Here is a 15264-nt window from a genome sequence, read left to right as displayed (position 1 = left end):
TGTGCGAAGGATTACACTAAGGTATGCTATTCTTTTTTTTGGAGAAAAGAGGGGTGCGATTCTTGGGAGACTCAGTGCAACAACGCATCATTTATATGGATCATGCAGCAACATCATGGCCGAAGCCCGATCAGGTCGTCGAAGCTATGCGCAGTACTATGCTTATGTATGGTGCCAATCCAGGTCGGGGCAGTCATTCAATGGCGGTTCAAGCTAGTCGAGTGATCTTTCAGACAAGAAGAAATCTAGCAAAATTATTCGGGATTCGAAACCCGAATGATATCGCATTTACGATGAATACGACGATGGCACTTAATATGGCGATCCAGGGTGTGTTATCATCCGGAGATCATGTGATCGCAACGTCTATCGAACATAATTCGGTACGAAGACCCTTGGAGTATTTGAGACGTACGCGTGGGGTAGAAGTAACGTATATCGAGACAGACGCTGCAGGTAATCTGGATATGGCGAAGTTTAGAGAGTCATTCCAGCTACATACGAAACTGGTTATCTGCAACCATAGTTCGAACCTGCTTGGGACGATCTTACCTATTGAAAAAATAGGACAATTCACACGATCTCAAGGTGCGTTCCTGCTTGTAGATGCTGCGCAGTCAGCTGGTATTCTGCCTATCGATGTAGAACGCATGGGAATCGATTTGCTGGCCTTTCCAGGGCACAAAGGGCTTCTGGGTCCTCAAGGAACTGGCGGGCTCTATATCGCCCCTCACGTCGATCTGGAGCCGCTCATGCGAGGGGGGACAGGCAGCCGTTCGGAAGACATGGAGCAGCCAATGGTACGACCGGATCGTTACGAGGCAGGAACACCGAATACGGTAGGGATTGCAGGATTAAATGAAGGGGTCAAATTTATACTGAATGAGACCGTCGAAAAAATTCATACTAAAGAATGGTCGTTGACGAGGCTGCTGATGGAGGGATTAGAAACTCTTGAGGGTATCCAATTGTTAGGACCACCCAAGAATCAGCCGCGGACGGGAATTGTCTCCTTTATTATTGAAGGCATAGATGCATCACAGCTCGCATTTCGTCTGGATCGCGAATATGGGATTGCAGTCAGATCAGGTATGCATTGCACACCATTAGCGCATGCATCTGCTGGAACACTGGATAGCGGAGCTGTACGTGCTAGCGTGGGTTATGCAACAACAGAAGAAGATATTTATGCCGTGATAACGGCGGTAAGACAGATCATTGAGGATTTTGCACGGTAGGGGAGAACAGATGAGATGGACACGATGACGTTAGAACAAATGCAGTGGATTATTATGGGTGTAATGGCTTTACTCATGATCATCGTATTGATCATGTTTATTGTCCAGGCTGTGAAGCTGAAGCGGTTGAGACGGAAGTATGATCTCATGATGGAAGGCACAGGTGTGAATGGACTTGAGGATGTCATCATTGAGATGAAAGAACATATTTATGCATTACGCGAAGGTCAAATAGAACATTCGAATCAAGTGAATGGGATCCATCAGCAAATGAAGAAGATGAAATCCAATGTTGGATTTCTACGATACAATCCTTTTCAAGGTCATGGCGCAGATCTCAGCTTCTCCTTAGCGATTGTGAACGATGAACAAGATGGAATTATCCTCAGTGGTCTCCATAGCCGTGATAATACGTATTTGTATGCCAAGCCTGTGGAGCAAGGTGAATCGAAATATCCTTTATCTCATGAAGAGATGGAGGCACTTAATCTCGCCCAGCGTAAGAGTTAAGCCGATGATGCCATTGTTTGACGGCCATATATAAGCTGTTCGCAATAATGTCCGATAGCTTCATGACGAGGCTCAGGCGGGTATTCTGCAGGACGAAGTATTCCATAAAGCCGCCTACATTGACGATCCCTGTAATGTGCATATCGCCGACAGGCGGCAATTGTTTGTGTACACCTGCACCAGGCCGAACAGGTCCAGAAGCGACTTGGATATTCCCAACGCTGCTCGTCTGACCGAGGCATGCGTCAATACCGATAGTGAACGGATTCTTGACAGAGGATTCGATGTGCTGTAATGTATCGCTTAAATTCACGGCATGAACCGGATGATCGAGCGTCCCATAGATCTCGAATAGAGGGCTGTTGAACTTCGAGAGCGCGGAACCGACGAGAGGCCCTAGACAGTCTCCTGTTGAACGATCTGTACCCACACATACAACCGTAATTGTACTCTCAGCAGGAATGGGTGTCAGGAAATCTACTATTCTGTTCGTGACGGCTGCATGAATGTGAGATTCGGTATGCGCAATTTTGAGAGATGGTAGTTCTTTAATCCGGCTAGAATACAGGGGAAAGGACATATGGGGTTAACCTCCGTCTATGATTTGTATTCCTAGTATATGGATGGAAGAGCGAATTTATACTTCGAAGTGTAGAAGAATCCATTCTATATAGAGAGAGTGAGGCAGAATCATGGGGGCATGGATGCTGATTGCTTTTGATTCAACCCAGCAGGCATTACGTACGGAGATGCTCTTGGAGTTCTTAGATATTGAAATCGATATTTGTCCGACACCGAAGGAAATTACAGCAGGTTGTGCGTTATCAATTCATTTCCCTGCGAAAGAGGTTGAATTGGTGAAGAGGACAATTATAGATGAACAGGTGGAGATCCGGGGGATTTTTGAGCAGCATGAGAATGAATATGTGTTAGTGAAAATGTAGTACAATGGGATAGGGAGTGGTGTAGTGGCTTATTATGCGCTTGCCGAAGAGACAGGTGAGATCATCGAACACAATCTGAATTGGTTCCAGAAAAAAATATGGGGGCCAATGACAAATCCAGATCTATGGGAGAATATGATGTGGGAGATCCTAAAGGTGATCCTTATCATTATCGTATGCCGCGTGTTGATTCGTGTTCTTCATAAGGCAATTAATCATCTGATTATTAAAAAGGGCGATAACCGGTTGCAGTTCACACCGAGACGGATGATTACGATCGGAAAATTGCTCAAAAATGTGACGACATATGTCATTAACTTCGTCATGATTCTCATGATTATTAGTGAGTGGAATATCGTAGATTTAAGACCTATTCTAGCGGGAGCCGGGGTACTCGGACTTGCGATTGGTTTCGGGGCACAGAGTCTCGTGAAAGATATCATAACAGGGTTCTTCATTATCTTCGAGGACCAGTTCGCCGTTGGTGATGTGATCGAGGTGAATAAGAATCGTGGGACCGTTGAGTTGATCGGACTGCGCTCAACGCGCATTCAGAGCTGGACAGGGGAAGTCTTCATTATTCCGAATGGGATGATCAATGAGGTCACGAACTTTTCATTGCATAATTCCGTCGCATTTATCGATATTTCGGTCGCTTATGAAGAGAACGTGGATGAAGCGATTGAGATTATGAGGAAGGCGATGCCTGAACTGAAGGAACGTAACTTGGATATGGTGAAAGTACCAGAAGTGCTCGGCGTGCAAATGATGAGCGCATCGGATGTGAAAATTCGGATTATTGCCGAGTGTAAACCATATACCCAAGCAGGTGTAGCACGATTTGTTAATATTGAAATGAAGCGGCTGCTCGATGCGCATGGCATTGAGATTCCATATCCGCGGATGGTGACCTATCACCGAGCTGAGAAGGAGGGATAGAGCGTGGAACGCAAACAATTCGAACTATGGGATGTCGTACAGATGAAGAAACCGCATCCGTGCGGAACCAATGAAATGGAGATTATTCGGATGGGGATGGATATCCGGGTCAAATGTGTCGGTTGTCAGCATAGTGTTCTCATCCCTAGACAGAAATTCGAGAAGAATATGAAGAAAGTCCTTCGAAATTCGAAGCACATCACACCTCCAATGGAAGGCTAAATTTTTGGGACAATCCTGTTGCAGAAAGCCTTGAAGTGTGATAGAATTAGTTTTGCTGCGGAAAGGTACCCAAGAGGCCCAAGGGGGCTGACTCGAAATCAGCTAGGCGTCGCAAGGCGTGCGTGGGTTCGAATCCCACTCTTTCCGCCACCTTCATACAATAAGCACAACCTCTCTACTCGGTAGGGAGGTTTTTTGTTGTTTATAATCCGCAGAGGAACTATTTTCCTGAAAGCGCGTACATACAGGTACAAACTATAAGTTCAAGAGGAGAGGTTTCAATGTTGAGCAAAACGACCGTTGTACCTAGCGTCAAACAACTGCAGTTTCAAGATTGGGAATTTGGATTATTTCTTCACTTTGGTCTTCGGACATTTTATGAGGGGTATGTGGATTTCGACGCAAGGGCGATGACACCAGAAGCATTCATGCCGACAGGTTTGGATTGCGATCAGTGGATTCGGAATGCGAAGGAAGCGGGAATGGAATACGCCGTGCTGACGGCCAAACATCATGATGGATTCTCGAACTGGCCTTCGAAATATACGAAGTTCTCGGTTGAATATTCCCCATGGAAAAATGGACAAGGGGATGTCGTGCGTGAATTCGTCGAGGCATGCCGTAAATATGATGTGAAGCCAGGTCTTTATTATTCACCTTTCGATGGTTCAGCGGATTTCTATACGCAGGATGCGAAGGCATACGATGATTACTTCGTGAATCAGATCACGGAGCTGCTCGGTGATTATGGCGATATCGATATTCTATGGTTCGATGGCTGTGGATCGGAAGGACATGAATATGATTGGCCGCGGATTATCCGAGAAATTCGCCGTCTCCAACCGAATATTCTCATCTTTAACATCGGGGATCCTGATTTCCGTTGGATTGGTAACGAAGACGGCATTGCACCAATTCCTACGTGGAATGTGACGGATTCCGTTGAATGGTCTATCCTATCGGATACGGAAGATGAACTTGGTGGCCAACTCTGGCTGCCGGCTGAATGTGATGTACAGCTGCGTTCCACTTGGTTCTATAGTGATCAGAATGAAGATACATTGAAATCGCTTGATGAGCTAATGGGGCTCTATTATCATTCCGTGGGTAGAGGGACGAATCTCTTGTTGAACATTGGCCCAGACCGCGAAGGTCTGCTACCAGCGATTGATGTTGAGAGGCTGAAGCAAATGGGTGATGAGGTTCGTCGTCGATTTGGTCAACCGATTGTAGACACTTCAGCATTTGTAAAAGAGAAGCCGTCCACATGGGTGTATCAGACAGATTCACCACATCTGATCGATCATGTTGTACTGCAGGAGAACTTGGAGCAGGGGGAGCGGGTGCGTCGATTCACAGTCTCCATCATCTCCAAAAAGACGCATAAGCAGGTGCAGATCTATGAAGGTATCAATATGGGGCATAAAGCCATTATTCGTTTTCCATCCGTATATGTCCGTGGTGTCATCATTGAGGTGACGGAGAGCGAGGGTACACCGATCCTACGGGAAGCATCATTACACTATATAGGAGAATAAAAAAAGCCACCGCATTCGATAGCGGTGGCTTCGTTCGTTGTTATGAGATTAAGTGTAATAGTTCATCAAAGGACGTAATGATGGCGTCAGCGCCTTCTAATTCACCAGACTTGCGGAAGCCTGCATAATCGCAGCCAATGGCTGTGATCTGATTTTTTTTACCGGCTTCAATATCGGAAGAACGATCTCCGACCATCCACGCCGTAGGGACCTGATGGTTCTCAAGAAGAATGCGCACCAAATCGACTTTCGTCGCGGTTTGGTATTCGCCAGCACTGTACAGACCTTCAAAGAGGTGATCAATGCCCATATAGCGCGTCACATCCTTGACATAGCCTTCTAGGCCGTTGCTGCCGACAAATAGACGTATGCCTTGGTCCTTAAGTGACTGAAGCGTCTCTGCCACGCCAGCATAGAGCTTCCCTTGACCACGGTCCAACAAATCATTTTCATATTCGTGCATGAGTACATTCGCGCGTTCTCTCACTTCGAAGGAAGCGTTCGGCATGAGTCGCTCCCATATATGTTCAAGGAGCATGCCTAGGCAGCCCAGAATTTCTTGATCGCCGGGTACGTCGCCATGATATAGATCCTCTTCACGAAGTTTAGCGTATGTAAGACGAAATGCTTCAATAACGATCGTCTCTGTTTGAAATAACGTGCCATCGAGGTCAAATATCATTGCTGCAGGTTTCTGTAACATTTTTGTATCCTCCGTTATCTAGGTTTTCTATAGTCATAACATAATTGATACGGAAGTACAACCAAGGCAGGGCATAGCTTTGCCGTGTCAAGAGTGAAATAATTAAGAAATTTTCATCGTTTTTTAATAATGATAAGGAATGTGTTGTGCAGCTTAGGGTTAATAAAACGGTGGTACATCATGGAAAAGAGTTCTATGTTACAGTAGGCATGTGGTTAACGAGAGACATTCAAGTTTTACAAAAATAAAATATTGTGCAGACGAAGAGGAGGAACTAAACATGAAAAATCCAACGAACAAACGTATTCATAAAACAGCGGTTGCTATGATGCTCAGTCTTTCGATTACTTTGTCGGCAGGGTTATTCATCCCAGCTCCATCCGCACAAGCAGCTCCTACGACGAATAGCTACTCAATTGCTATGGCAATTATGAACACAGGAGAGCAATTCCTAGGTGTTCCTTATAAATTTAGTGCTAAAGCAGGAAGAACGGATCAGTTCGATTGCTCGTCTTTCACGCAATATGTATTTAAGAAAAATGGCATTGATCTTCCGCGTTCTTCTCGTGATCAAGCTAAGGTAGGTACGCCCGTAGCGAAGAGCGACCTCCAGGCAGGGGATTTGGTATTCTCGGATACGAATCATGATGGCAAGATCAATCATGTAAGTATTTATATGGGTGACGGTCGATTGCTTCATACGTATCGAGTAGGCATTGGCGTTGCGATTTCCAATTTTGAAGGCAGTACATGGGATAAGACTTTCGTTACCGCACGCCGTGTCATTCAGGACAATACGAACTTGAATTCCAATAACTAGAAATTAGATCAGCCCTGTGTTCATTTATATGGATACAGGGCTTTATTCATGTCTTCAATAAGTGGACAAATGTTTGAAAGGTGCAAACTTTTACCTTTACCATAATCCAAGGCGTGGCGCCAAGCTGCTTTTGGAACGCTGTCGAGACATCCTGTATTAGCAATCGATTGCGTGAAGCCTGCCAAGAACGTTCGATACGTGGAAATTGGTCAAGATCGAGCGGCTTAAGGAGGAAGGCTGCGAGGGAGAGCGCGCAGAATCGATCGCAATGGGCATTATCTCGTTATTGGAGGGATCTTTTGTACTGGCACTGACTTATCGCAATACAGAGCCATCAATGCTGGCTAACGAGTGAAGCAAACTAAAAATAGAGAAAAAGATTGGGGATAGGAAATGGAAGCTGCTGTACATGCAACAACGAAAAAGGAAGAACAATCGTATAAAGTCATGCCGATTATGATCTCACTCTTGATCAGTGGATTCATCGGTATGTTCAGTGAGACGGCGCTGAACATCGCGCTTAGTCAGTTGATGGAGATTCTCCATATTACACCTGCAACAGCCCAATGGCTCACGACAGGGTTTCTGTTAACGCTCGGCATCCTCGTACCGGTATCGGGCTTATTACTCCAATGGTTCACGACAAGGCAGTTATTTATCGCGTCGCTGTCGTTCTCGATCGCAGGGACGCTGGTAGCGGCGCTTGCGGGCAGTTTTGAAGTGTTATTAATTGCACGTGTGCTTCAGGCCGTAGGAACAGCTTTATTGCTGCCGCTGATGTTCAACACGATATTGGTTATTTTCCCGCCTGCAAAGCGTGGGGCTGCGATGGGGATTATTGGCCTCGTGATTATGTTCGCGCCAGCGGTGGGACCGACGGCTGCAGGACTCGTTATTGAGCATTTGACGTGGAATTGGATCTTCTGGATTTCATTGCCGTTTCTTGTGATTGGACTCTTGTTCGGTATCGTGTATTTGCAGAATGTATCGACAGTTACGCGTCCTAAAATTGATATTCTCTCCATTATTCTATCGAGCATTGGATTTGGTGGTATCGTATTCGGCTTCAGTAAAGCGGGTGAAGAAGGGTGGACCAATCCCGTCGTCCTCATAACTATAGTTATCGGGGTCGCAGCGCTCGCACTGTTCTCGGTTCGTCAGCTTAAGATGAAGCAGCCAATGATGGACTTACGTGTGTTCAAATATCCCATGTTTGTGATCGGCACGTTGATGGTATTAGTATGCATGATGATTATTCTCTCCACGGTGCTGATTCTTCCGCTCTATATGCAGAAAGGGATGGGATTATCTGCATTCACAGCGGGACTGATCCTGCTGCCGGGAGGCATTCTCAATGGACTGATGTCGCCGCTCATGGGCTCGTTATTTGATAAATACGGCCCGAAATGGTTGGTTATTCCAGGGTTAATCATTGCAGGTGTCTGCTTGTGGTTCTTCACAGGCATGACGACAACATCCGCGATTGCACTCATTATTGTTCTTCACTCTTGTCTCTTCATTGGTATCTCAATGGTATTCATGCCAGCGCAGACGAATGGACTCAATCAACTACCGCCATCGATGTATCCGGATGGAACAGCGGTCATGAATACATTACAGCAGGTTGCTGGAGCGATTGGGACAGCCGTGGCTGTCAGTATATTGTCGCATGGGACTAGCGGTTACTTAAAGACTTCTGCGAACCCTAAGGATCCGTTGGAAATGGTGAAAGGGATGACCGTAGGGGTGCAGAATTCGTTCGTATTCGGATTAATTATTGCCGTTGTAGGTCTTATCTTAGCGTTCTTCATTCGTCGCGTTCATGTGGAGAAGCAGTCCATGAAGGGCCCGACACACTAAAATTAGTTCATTAGAACCCAAAAAGGACCTTTTTAGGGGTCCTTTGTTGGTATCGGTGGTCAGTTAGTTGGAATTCTTGCGATACATCATCATTGTTAGCTTGTTCGACGGATTGCTGTTACGCAATGCATCTCTAAGGTGTTACAGACGGTAGCCTGCGGCACATCCACTCGCTTTCTATGCTGAGTAACTAAAGATATCCTTCTTCGTGTTCATGTTCAACTGAATTGTTCAATGGAACCACACCTCGCTTGCACCGACAAGAGTTATTATGGACAATGGCCCGATTATTATACATTCGATTTTTAGATTTATTTCTGGACACCAAAAAGGACCCTTGCGGGTCCTTTTTCTGGCTGTCGGTACGTTAGTAGCATAAGAAATCATAAGATACACTTCATCATTTTAGCTGTTACATGTGTTGCAGACGGTAGTCTTTAGCACATCCACTCGCTTTCTATGCTGAGTAATCAAAGGCTTCCTTCGTGTTCATGTTCGACTGAATTGTTCAATGGAACCACACCTCGCTTGTACCGACAACAGTATTATGGACCGAATCGGAGAAGATTATGCACACAATCTTTTATCATTTTTCGGCCCGTGTTGTTTAGTGCACCATTGCGTGGTGTTTCTTCTTCCATTTGCGGTCTTTGTTCGTCGTCTCTGGGAATGTGTCACCGCGTTTGAGTTCAATAATCTGCGGGTTCTGGATCTCTGTATGGAAGCTGGCTTCACCAACCTCCATGTACAAGCCGTTATTCGGCGCTTTGTCGCCGGGTTCGTATTCTGTTTTCTCGCCCATTCAGGTCACCTCCTTAAGGGATAAGTGCGTTCCACATTATTGTGAGTCAAAGCGTAGCCGATCATGAATGGAGAATTGTTCCCATGAAGCTACCACAAACCGGTACTTGCAGGTCGCGGCTTAATTTGTTACACTATTTGGGTGCGAGTTTGACTCGTGCCCCTTGCTCTCAACTTGAATTGAGGGCCGCTAAGTCCAAGAGGAGGTGAAAAATATGCGCAAATATGAAGTGATGTACATTATTCGTACTGATATTGAGCAAGAAGTTGTTCAAGCAGCAGTCGAGAAATTCCAAGGCATCATCTCCAACGGTGGTGGAGAGATTACGAAGCACGATGTGCTCGGTAAACGCCGTCTTGCGTATGAGATCAAGAAGTTCCGTGACGGACATTATGTCCTAGTTAACTTCACAGCTGAACCAGCTGTTGTAGCGGAACTTGAGCGTGTGATGAAGATTTCCGATGAAGTCATTCGTTACCTGATCACTCAAGATGTTGCTTAATTGAGACAAGCTTTTGTAATTGAACGTTGAAGGAGAGGATTGGATGTTAAACCGTGTTATTCTTATCGGTCGACTTACGCGTGACCCTGAATTGCGCTACACACCAGCTGGTGTTGCAGTGACTCAATTCACGATTGCGGTAGATCGTCCGTTCTCGAACCAAGGCGGCGAACGTGAGGCGGATTTCATTCCTGTCGTTACGTGGAGACAACTTGCAGAGACTTGCGCAAATTATTTGCGTAAAGGTCGCTTAACCGCGGTAGAAGGTCGTATCCAAGTTCGTAATTATGACAATAACGAAGGTAAACGTGTATACGTGACGGAAGTTATTGCAGATAATGTTCGTTTCTTGGAGTCTGGAAATCGTGAAGGCGGCGGATCTCGCGAAGAGGCTCAAGGCTCAGGTGGTTTCGGCGGTGGCGGATTTGGCGGCGGAAGCGGTCAAGGAAGCAACCGGAATACATCGCGCAGCAACAACCAGGATCCTTTTTCGGATGACGGAAAACCGATCGATATATCGGATGATGATTTGCCATTTTAATTGGAAAGGACTGACAACGAATGAGCTTCAAGCAAAGAGATAACAATGAAGAGCGTGGCGAGAAGAAATTCGGCGGACGCCGTGGCGGACGCAACAAACGTCGCAAAGTTTGCTTCTTCACAGTAAACAAAATTACTCACATTGATTATAAAGATACGGATTTGCTTCGCAAATTCATCAGTGAGCGCGGAAAAATTCTTCCTCGTCGTGTAACTGGTACAAGCGCGAAATACCAACGCTTGCTCACAATCGCGGTTAAACGTTCCCGTCAAATCGCATTGTTGCCATACACTACAGAGTAAGATCTGTGAACAAAGCCTGCCTGAGATGATTCTCAGCAGGCTTTTTATATAATTTCGGGGTAGAAAGCAGGTGCGAAGGATGGGGCTCGGACTCATTGTCGTCGAAGTCTGTGAGAGTAATGCAATGGCCGCTCTACCGCTGGAGGACCTGGAAGATGAATTTCCCGAGGTCGCCATCATGCGGACCGATTGCTTGAATATGTGCAGCTTATGTAAGGCAAAATCTTATGTCATGGTGGATAACCAACGGGTTGCATCTGCGGACAGAGATACATGTCTAGTTAAGGTTAAGGAAGTTATTAAGCAGCATCTTGATCAGTTCTACGGAATTGAAGAATAACGGAAGATGATAGCCGCTGTTCCGATTTTGGAATGGCGGCTTTTTGAAATGTTTTCGGGGGTATTTTGGCATGGAAGTCCAGAAGGGGTTACGCTACAATAGGATGGAAGTACTTACCGATCGGATTCATACATATTGTCATTATTGTTGAAGATGGGGGCTGTGAGATGAAAATATCAGTTGAAGGATTCTCGTTCTTTCACTTATTACAGCAAGAAATGATCGATGTCTTTGGTTATTTGGAGAGCTTGAAATATCGTTACCGTGTCGATGCTGCAGGGCTCTGGAATGGTTATTTCGTCAATCGGAGTGAAGAAATCTGTCCTCTTCGGGAAGTGGACTATATACGCAAGATTAAGCTCGCGCTCGCGGAACGTTCCATGACAGTGCCGAATATGGCGATCGATGGAGCTCATGTCTGGGATCCGAACCCGGAGAAGCGGGAGCTGCTCTACCAGAATGCACTTGCGCATCTCGATGTTGCTGAATATTTGGGGGCTCAGACGGTTCGAATCGACACAGGCGGTTTCGGATCGACCGATATGACCGAAGAACAGTTCGAATACACGACCAAACGGTTCCAGGAATTCGCCCAACGTGCTTACGACGGGGGTTACCGGATTGGACCAGAGAATCATATCGGTCCCTCACGCATGCCGAAATGGATGGTGAAGCTTGCCCAAGCGGTGAATCATCCAGGCTATGGATTTCTACTTCATATGGGGCGGTGGGATAGCGACGTGGAGGCCGGAGACTCACTGCTCGCACCCTGGGTGTATCACGTTCATCTCGATCCGAAATATGTACATCCGCATCAGATTGAAAACCGAATGCAGCTGTTATTTAATCACGGGTATGATGGCTATTGGGGGATTGAGTATTATGCCCAAGCTGCACCATATGCGGAAATTGAGAGCTATGTCAGCGCGGTCAAAGCGGCCTATTTGAAACAAATCGGAGTTATTATACGTTAAACGTTAAGCCACGCACTTAACTGGTGTAATTTGGTTTTTTTGCGAAGCATTCACTTTTTGTTGTACCATGGAAGTAGGCGTAAGTGAGTTGCTGCCGGAAAGGAGATGCGTGTCCGAAGATTGTGCCCATAAATCACCGCAAATAATTGAACCACTGGGTAAGGCACAATAACCACATAACATCATCTTGCAGACAAAGGAAAAGGTTTATGAAGAAACTAAACATTAAAAAACGTTATATTGCAATATCCCTTGTCGCGCTCGTATTGATCGGAGGATTCTTGTTCCGTAAACAGCTCATGCTGCTCGGATTCGATCTTTTCTTGTCCGGACAAGTGGAGAAGAAGCTAGAGGGCTCCTATGAGCCGATTGAGGGGAAACCAATCGAGAATAAAATTACGCCGGCAGGCGACCCGTTCTCCACGTTGCTGCTCGGGATTGATCAGCGCGGCAAGGAGGTCGGACGATCGGACACAATCATCTACACCGTGGCAAGACCTAAGGATGATAAGATATTGATGGTATCGATCCCGCGGGATACGTATGCTGAAATCGTGGGCAAAGATAAGGAAGATAAGATTAACCATGCCTACGCGTTCGGCGGGAAGAAGATGATCATCGATTCGGTTGCTAAGCTCGTGGATGAGCCCGTCGATCATTATGCTACGATTAATTTCCAAGGATTCATTGACGTTGTCGATGCACTAGGCGGCGTGGAGCTTCCGATTACGAAGGATATCGTGAATAAAGGCGCTGAGCATGAGAAATTTACGGTCAAAGGCGGCAAGCCGATCTATTCGGGTCAGGAAGCACTGTATTATGTAAGATATCGGGAAGATGATCATATTAATCGTAGTGAACGAAACATGGTGTTCCTCAATGCCATTATGAATCGCATGACCCAACTGAACCAAATTACGAAGGTCCCTGAACTTATTTCGATTATGGGTGATAATTTCACAACGGATATTGAACCGAAGAAAATCATTGATCTGGCGAAGGACGTGTTCACAGCCGATCATCGTGAACTATATAGCTACACATTAAAGGGAGAAGGCGGACGGAAGGCGAATCATATATGGTACTATATTCCAGACGAGAAAGACTTATCCTATATTCACGATCTGATCGATAATTGGATGGATCCGAACACCAAAACGGACCAATTAATGGTGCCAGTCAAGGAAAAGTAATAATCTAGGCTGCATCGGTCAGGAAACAGGAGGTTATGGGGAAACATGAATATTGCTTTTTTCTTGTTGCCGAAAAATGAGGTTGTCTGTCTGACACAAGAAAGTACCTTGCGGCAAGCATTAGAACGGATGGAATATCATCGGTACACTTCAGTACCGGTACTCACGGAGGATGGAGAGTACGTTGGCACGTGTACAGAAGGGGACTTGCTCTGGTTCATGAAGAATTCATCGGGCAAGACAACCTTCGAGACAGCGTCCAAGGTGGTCTTAAAGGATATTCCGCTGCGAAGCGCCAATAAGCCGGTGCGGATCGATTCCAACATGGAGGACTTGATAAGTCTTGCGAAAGTGCAGAATTTCGTGCCTGTCGTGGATGACATGAACAAGTTCATCGGGATTGTGCGCCGTTCGGAGATTATTGGCTATTGCGAGAAGAGGGTCTTCGCGAACAAGGTATAGAAACAGCAGCAAAAGCATATCGGATGAACAAGGTTCAAGCGACTGCAGCGTCTACGGCACCAACGGGACAATGCAGTCTTTTTTATGATATAATCGAGAGTAAAGCGTTTTTATTCATGGAGAGAGTGTGGGTGACAAAGATGCAGAAAGAAATGGATTTGGCCAAGCGTGCCAAAGTGATTGAATGGCTGAAGACAGAAGTGCTCGATCACGTTTCACGACTGTTTAAATCTTTGTGGGAAGGCAGTACAACACGTGTCGTTGACAGTCTGTCCAGCTTAATCGTGAGCAGCTATATTCTAGGCCGCCGACTCGGTGTGCCCTATAAGGAATTAGATGACAGCATTCTTGAGAAACTTAAGAAACATAAGCAAGAAGGGCATCAGCTTGAAGACTGGTATCAAGACATCTCCGCGCTCGAAGAACATTTACGTAAGAGGTGAACACATTGAAAATGCGCTGGTCTTCGGCATTGTGGAGCGTCCTCGCTCTACTACTGATCTTGTCGCTATTTACACCGTTCCAAATTGTAACGATTAGCTTTATCGCTATACCGATTGTTGTGCTCTATGCGACAACAAGTGTACGAGCATTTATCCTGCATATGCTCTGTGTGTACCTGGTTGCATTTCTGGCCATGGGAACCTTCGGCTCTGCTGCGATCTTGTTCGCCATTTATTTTACAATACCCGCCGTGGTTATGGGCCGTCTGTATCGCCGTAAAGCCTCAGCGATGGCTGTCTTCATCGGTGGTACGATCACCGTACTCGCGGAATCGATCATTATGTTGTTCGTCATGAACACGATCCTTGGCTTTGACTTCAACCTATATCTTGGGGAGACGGTTCGGGCAAGTCTCGAGCCGCTGCAAGCTGCCAATCTCATGCCTGTTGGCTGGACGCCTAAGATGACGGATGATCTGGTTGCGATGATGACGCAGATGGTTCCATTCGCGCTGATCTTCAGCTCGATCCTGATCGCCGCTGTCACGCATACCATTAGTCAGCGTATTCTAAATAGACAGGGAGTCGAAGCTTCGAAATTCAAGCCGCTCCACAAATGGATGCTGCCGAGATCGCTTATTTGGTACTATTTCATTGCGGTGCTCGCAGATATGTTCATTGCCGATACGGACACATCTTTCGTAACGGTTGTCTTGGTTAACTTATTGCCTTTATTAAAAATCGCATTTATGGTCCAAACGGTATGTTTCTTCTTCTTCGTAGCGCATATTAAAAAATGGAATCGCATCCTGCCTATTTTGTTCGTGATTCCGCTCTTCATTTTCCCGCCGCTTCGGATTATCGGCTTGTTGGATATTGCTTTTCCAATTCGCCAAAGTTTGGTAAAACCTAAAATGTAGGGTGAGGAATG

The 15264-nt window shown here is 46.0% G+C and carries 21 protein-coding genes and 1 tRNA gene; 19 read left to right on the top strand and 3 right to left on the bottom strand.

The annotated features are described in order from the left end of the window. Nucleotides 1-95: 95 nt before the first annotated feature. Together ACFQZR_RS28890 and ACFQZR_RS28885 are read left to right on the top strand one after the other, a co-directional pair. The gene (locus tag ACFQZR_RS28890) at nt 96-1238 is read left to right on the top strand and encodes an aminotransferase class V-fold PLP-dependent enzyme (protein WP_379351761.1); all 1143 of its coding nucleotides are present in this window, start codon (nt 96-98) and stop codon (nt 1236-1238) included. Between the two features lie 15 nt (nt 1239-1253). Next, the gene (locus tag ACFQZR_RS28885) at nt 1254-1748 is read left to right on the top strand and encodes a DUF4446 family protein (RefSeq protein ID WP_379351743.1); all 495 of its coding nucleotides are present in this window, start codon (nt 1254-1256) and stop codon (nt 1746-1748) included. On the opposite strand, the gene yyaC is transcribed toward ACFQZR_RS28885, so the two are convergent. Beyond that, nucleotides 1723-2328: a spore protease YyaC gene (yyaC, locus tag ACFQZR_RS28880; RefSeq protein ID WP_379351742.1), complete on the bottom strand. Its 606-nt coding sequence runs from the start codon at nt 2326-2328 to the stop codon at nt 1723-1725. The two genes, ACFQZR_RS28885 and yyaC, sit on opposite strands and share 26 nt — an antisense overlap. A gap of 112 nt (nt 2329-2440) precedes the next feature. On the opposite strand from yyaC, the gene ACFQZR_RS28875 reads away from it, so the two are divergent. The 5 genes from ACFQZR_RS28875 to ACFQZR_RS28855 all read left to right on the top strand — a co-directional run bounded on the left by ACFQZR_RS28875 (nt 2441) and on the right by ACFQZR_RS28855 (nt 5391). Next, on the top strand, nt 2441-2692 hold the full coding sequence (locus ACFQZR_RS28875) for a putative Se/S carrier protein (RefSeq protein ID WP_379351741.1): 252 nt from the start codon (nt 2441-2443) through the stop codon (nt 2690-2692). A 24-nt stretch (nt 2693-2716) separates the two neighbouring features. After that, the gene (locus ACFQZR_RS28870; RefSeq protein WP_379351740.1) at nt 2717-3631 is read left to right on the top strand and encodes a mechanosensitive ion channel family protein; all 915 of its coding nucleotides are present in this window, start codon (nt 2717-2719) and stop codon (nt 3629-3631) included. 3 nt (nt 3632-3634) lie between these two features. Then, nucleotides 3635-3853, top strand: coding sequence for a DUF951 domain-containing protein (locus ACFQZR_RS28865; protein WP_379351739.1), 219 nt, complete (start codon nt 3635-3637; stop codon nt 3851-3853). A 59-nt stretch (nt 3854-3912) separates the two neighbouring features. Next, nucleotides 3913-4003 (top strand) — tRNA-Ser (locus tag ACFQZR_RS28860). Between the two features lie 131 nt (nt 4004-4134). Further along, nucleotides 4135-5391: an alpha-L-fucosidase gene (locus ACFQZR_RS28855; protein ID WP_379351738.1), complete on the top strand. Its 1257-nt coding sequence runs from the start codon at nt 4135-4137 to the stop codon at nt 5389-5391. A 40-nt stretch (nt 5392-5431) separates the two neighbouring features. On the opposite strand, the gene ACFQZR_RS28850 is transcribed toward ACFQZR_RS28855, so the two are convergent. Continuing rightward, a complete protein-coding gene (locus tag ACFQZR_RS28850; protein WP_379351737.1) occupies nt 5432-6094 on the bottom strand; it encodes an HAD family hydrolase in 663 nt (220 codons plus the stop codon). Nucleotides 6095-6374: 280 nt separating this feature from the next. Between ACFQZR_RS28850 and ACFQZR_RS28845 the strand changes: the two genes are divergently transcribed. The 3 genes from ACFQZR_RS28845 (at nt 6375) to ACFQZR_RS28835 (ending at nt 8774) form a co-directional block, all read left to right on the top strand. Next, complete coding sequence (locus tag ACFQZR_RS28845) at nt 6375-6914, top strand: C40 family peptidase (protein ID WP_379351736.1); 540 nt, start codon at nt 6375-6377, stop codon at nt 6912-6914. A gap of 178 nt (nt 6915-7092) precedes the next feature. Then, complete coding sequence (locus ACFQZR_RS28840) at nt 7093-7269, top strand: LmrA/YxaF family transcription factor (RefSeq protein ID WP_379351760.1); 177 nt, start codon at nt 7093-7095, stop codon at nt 7267-7269. A gap of 38 nt (nt 7270-7307) precedes the next feature. Then, nucleotides 7308-8774: a DHA2 family efflux MFS transporter permease subunit gene (locus tag ACFQZR_RS28835; protein ID WP_379351735.1), complete on the top strand. Its 1467-nt coding sequence runs from the start codon at nt 7308-7310 to the stop codon at nt 8772-8774. 607 nt (nt 8775-9381) lie between these two features. On the opposite strand, the gene ACFQZR_RS28830 is transcribed toward ACFQZR_RS28835, so the two are convergent. Beyond that, nucleotides 9382-9576, bottom strand: coding sequence for a YjzC family protein (locus ACFQZR_RS28830; RefSeq protein WP_018754173.1), 195 nt, complete (start codon nt 9574-9576; stop codon nt 9382-9384). Nucleotides 9577-9790: 214 nt separating this feature from the next. Between ACFQZR_RS28830 and rpsF the strand changes: the two genes are divergently transcribed. From rpsF to ACFQZR_RS28785, 9 genes are all read left to right on the top strand, one after another. Further along, nucleotides 9791-10078, top strand: coding sequence for a 30S ribosomal protein S6 (gene rpsF / locus ACFQZR_RS28825; protein WP_152395825.1), 288 nt, complete (start codon nt 9791-9793; stop codon nt 10076-10078). A 43-nt stretch (nt 10079-10121) separates the two neighbouring features. Then, nucleotides 10122-10619, top strand: coding sequence for a single-stranded DNA-binding protein (gene ssb, locus ACFQZR_RS28820; protein ID WP_379351734.1), 498 nt, complete (start codon nt 10122-10124; stop codon nt 10617-10619). A 20-nt stretch (nt 10620-10639) separates the two neighbouring features. Next, a complete protein-coding gene (gene rpsR / locus ACFQZR_RS28815) occupies nt 10640-10921 on the top strand; it encodes a 30S ribosomal protein S18 (RefSeq protein WP_018754176.1) in 282 nt (93 codons plus the stop codon). 79 nt (nt 10922-11000) lie between these two features. Continuing rightward, nucleotides 11001-11261: a DUF1450 domain-containing protein gene (locus tag ACFQZR_RS28810; protein WP_018754177.1), complete on the top strand. Its 261-nt coding sequence runs from the start codon at nt 11001-11003 to the stop codon at nt 11259-11261. 167 nt (nt 11262-11428) lie between these two features. Continuing rightward, complete coding sequence (locus ACFQZR_RS28805; RefSeq protein WP_379351733.1) at nt 11429-12235, top strand: sugar phosphate isomerase/epimerase family protein; 807 nt, start codon at nt 11429-11431, stop codon at nt 12233-12235. A 209-nt stretch (nt 12236-12444) separates the two neighbouring features. After that, entirely contained in the window at nt 12445-13428 is a 984-nt protein-coding gene (locus ACFQZR_RS28800; protein ID WP_379351732.1) for an LCP family protein, read from the top strand. Nucleotides 13429-13473: 45 nt separating this feature from the next. Further along, on the top strand, nt 13474-13890 hold the full coding sequence (locus ACFQZR_RS28795) for a CBS domain-containing protein (protein WP_379351731.1): 417 nt from the start codon (nt 13474-13476) through the stop codon (nt 13888-13890). Between the two features lie 140 nt (nt 13891-14030). Then, nucleotides 14031-14333: a MazG-like family protein gene (locus ACFQZR_RS28790; protein ID WP_026263646.1), complete on the top strand. Its 303-nt coding sequence runs from the start codon at nt 14031-14033 to the stop codon at nt 14331-14333. A gap of 11 nt (nt 14334-14344) precedes the next feature. Beyond that, nucleotides 14345-15253 carry a DUF2232 domain-containing protein gene (locus ACFQZR_RS28785; protein ID WP_379351759.1) on the top strand — a complete coding sequence of 303 codons (909 nt, stop codon included), beginning with the start codon at nt 14345-14347 and terminating at the stop codon, nt 15251-15253. The last annotated feature ends 11 nt before the right edge of the window (nt 15254-15264 follow it).

The sequence above is a fragment of the Paenibacillus sp. GCM10027629 genome, from assembly GCF_042676425.1.
GTDB lineage: Bacteria > Bacillota > Bacilli > Paenibacillales > Paenibacillaceae > Paenibacillus_K > Paenibacillus_K terrigena.
This window is presented reverse-complemented; position numbering and strand designations above follow the sequence as displayed.

Bases quoted from the DNA above. Each gene is read 5' to 3' on its own strand.
- ACFQZR_RS28890 (WP_379351761.1), top strand. From the start codon at position 96: ATGGATCATGCAGCAACATCATGGCCGAAGCCCGATCAGGTCGTCGAA.
- rpsF (WP_152395825.1), top strand. From the start codon at position 9,791: ATGCGCAAATATGAAGTGATGTACATTATTCGTACTGATATTGAGCAA.
- ACFQZR_RS28830 (WP_018754173.1), bottom strand. From the start codon at position 9,576: ATGGGCGAGAAAACAGAATACGAACCCGGCGACAAAGCGCCGAATAAC.
- ACFQZR_RS28885 (WP_379351743.1), top strand. From the start codon at position 1,254: ATGGACACGATGACGTTAGAACAAATGCAGTGGATTATTATGGGTGTA.
- ACFQZR_RS28850 (WP_379351737.1), bottom strand. From the start codon at position 6,094: ATGTTACAGAAACCTGCAGCAATGATATTTGACCTCGATGGCACGTTA.
- ACFQZR_RS28845 (WP_379351736.1), top strand. From the start codon at position 6,375: ATGAAAAATCCAACGAACAAACGTATTCATAAAACAGCGGTTGCTATG.
- ACFQZR_RS28785 (WP_379351759.1), top strand. From the start codon at position 14,345: ATGCGCTGGTCTTCGGCATTGTGGAGCGTCCTCGCTCTACTACTGATC.
- ACFQZR_RS28810 (WP_018754177.1), top strand. From the start codon at position 11,001: ATGGGGCTCGGACTCATTGTCGTCGAAGTCTGTGAGAGTAATGCAATG.
- yyaC (WP_379351742.1), bottom strand. From the start codon at position 2,328: ATGTCCTTTCCCCTGTATTCTAGCCGGATTAAAGAACTACCATCTCTC.
- ACFQZR_RS28795 (WP_379351731.1), top strand. From the start codon at position 13,474: ATGAATATTGCTTTTTTCTTGTTGCCGAAAAATGAGGTTGTCTGTCTG.
- ACFQZR_RS28805 (WP_379351733.1), top strand. From the start codon at position 11,429: ATGAAAATATCAGTTGAAGGATTCTCGTTCTTTCACTTATTACAGCAA.
- ACFQZR_RS28855 (WP_379351738.1), top strand. From the start codon at position 4,135: ATGTTGAGCAAAACGACCGTTGTACCTAGCGTCAAACAACTGCAGTTT.
- ACFQZR_RS28790 (WP_026263646.1), top strand. From the start codon at position 14,031: ATGCAGAAAGAAATGGATTTGGCCAAGCGTGCCAAAGTGATTGAATGG.
- ACFQZR_RS28875 (WP_379351741.1), top strand. From the start codon at position 2,441: ATGGGGGCATGGATGCTGATTGCTTTTGATTCAACCCAGCAGGCATTA.
- ACFQZR_RS28835 (WP_379351735.1), top strand. From the start codon at position 7,308: ATGGAAGCTGCTGTACATGCAACAACGAAAAAGGAAGAACAATCGTAT.
- ssb (WP_379351734.1), top strand. From the start codon at position 10,122: ATGTTAAACCGTGTTATTCTTATCGGTCGACTTACGCGTGACCCTGAA.
- ACFQZR_RS28800 (WP_379351732.1), top strand. From the start codon at position 12,445: ATGAAGAAACTAAACATTAAAAAACGTTATATTGCAATATCCCTTGTC.
- rpsR (WP_018754176.1), top strand. From the start codon at position 10,640: ATGAGCTTCAAGCAAAGAGATAACAATGAAGAGCGTGGCGAGAAGAAA.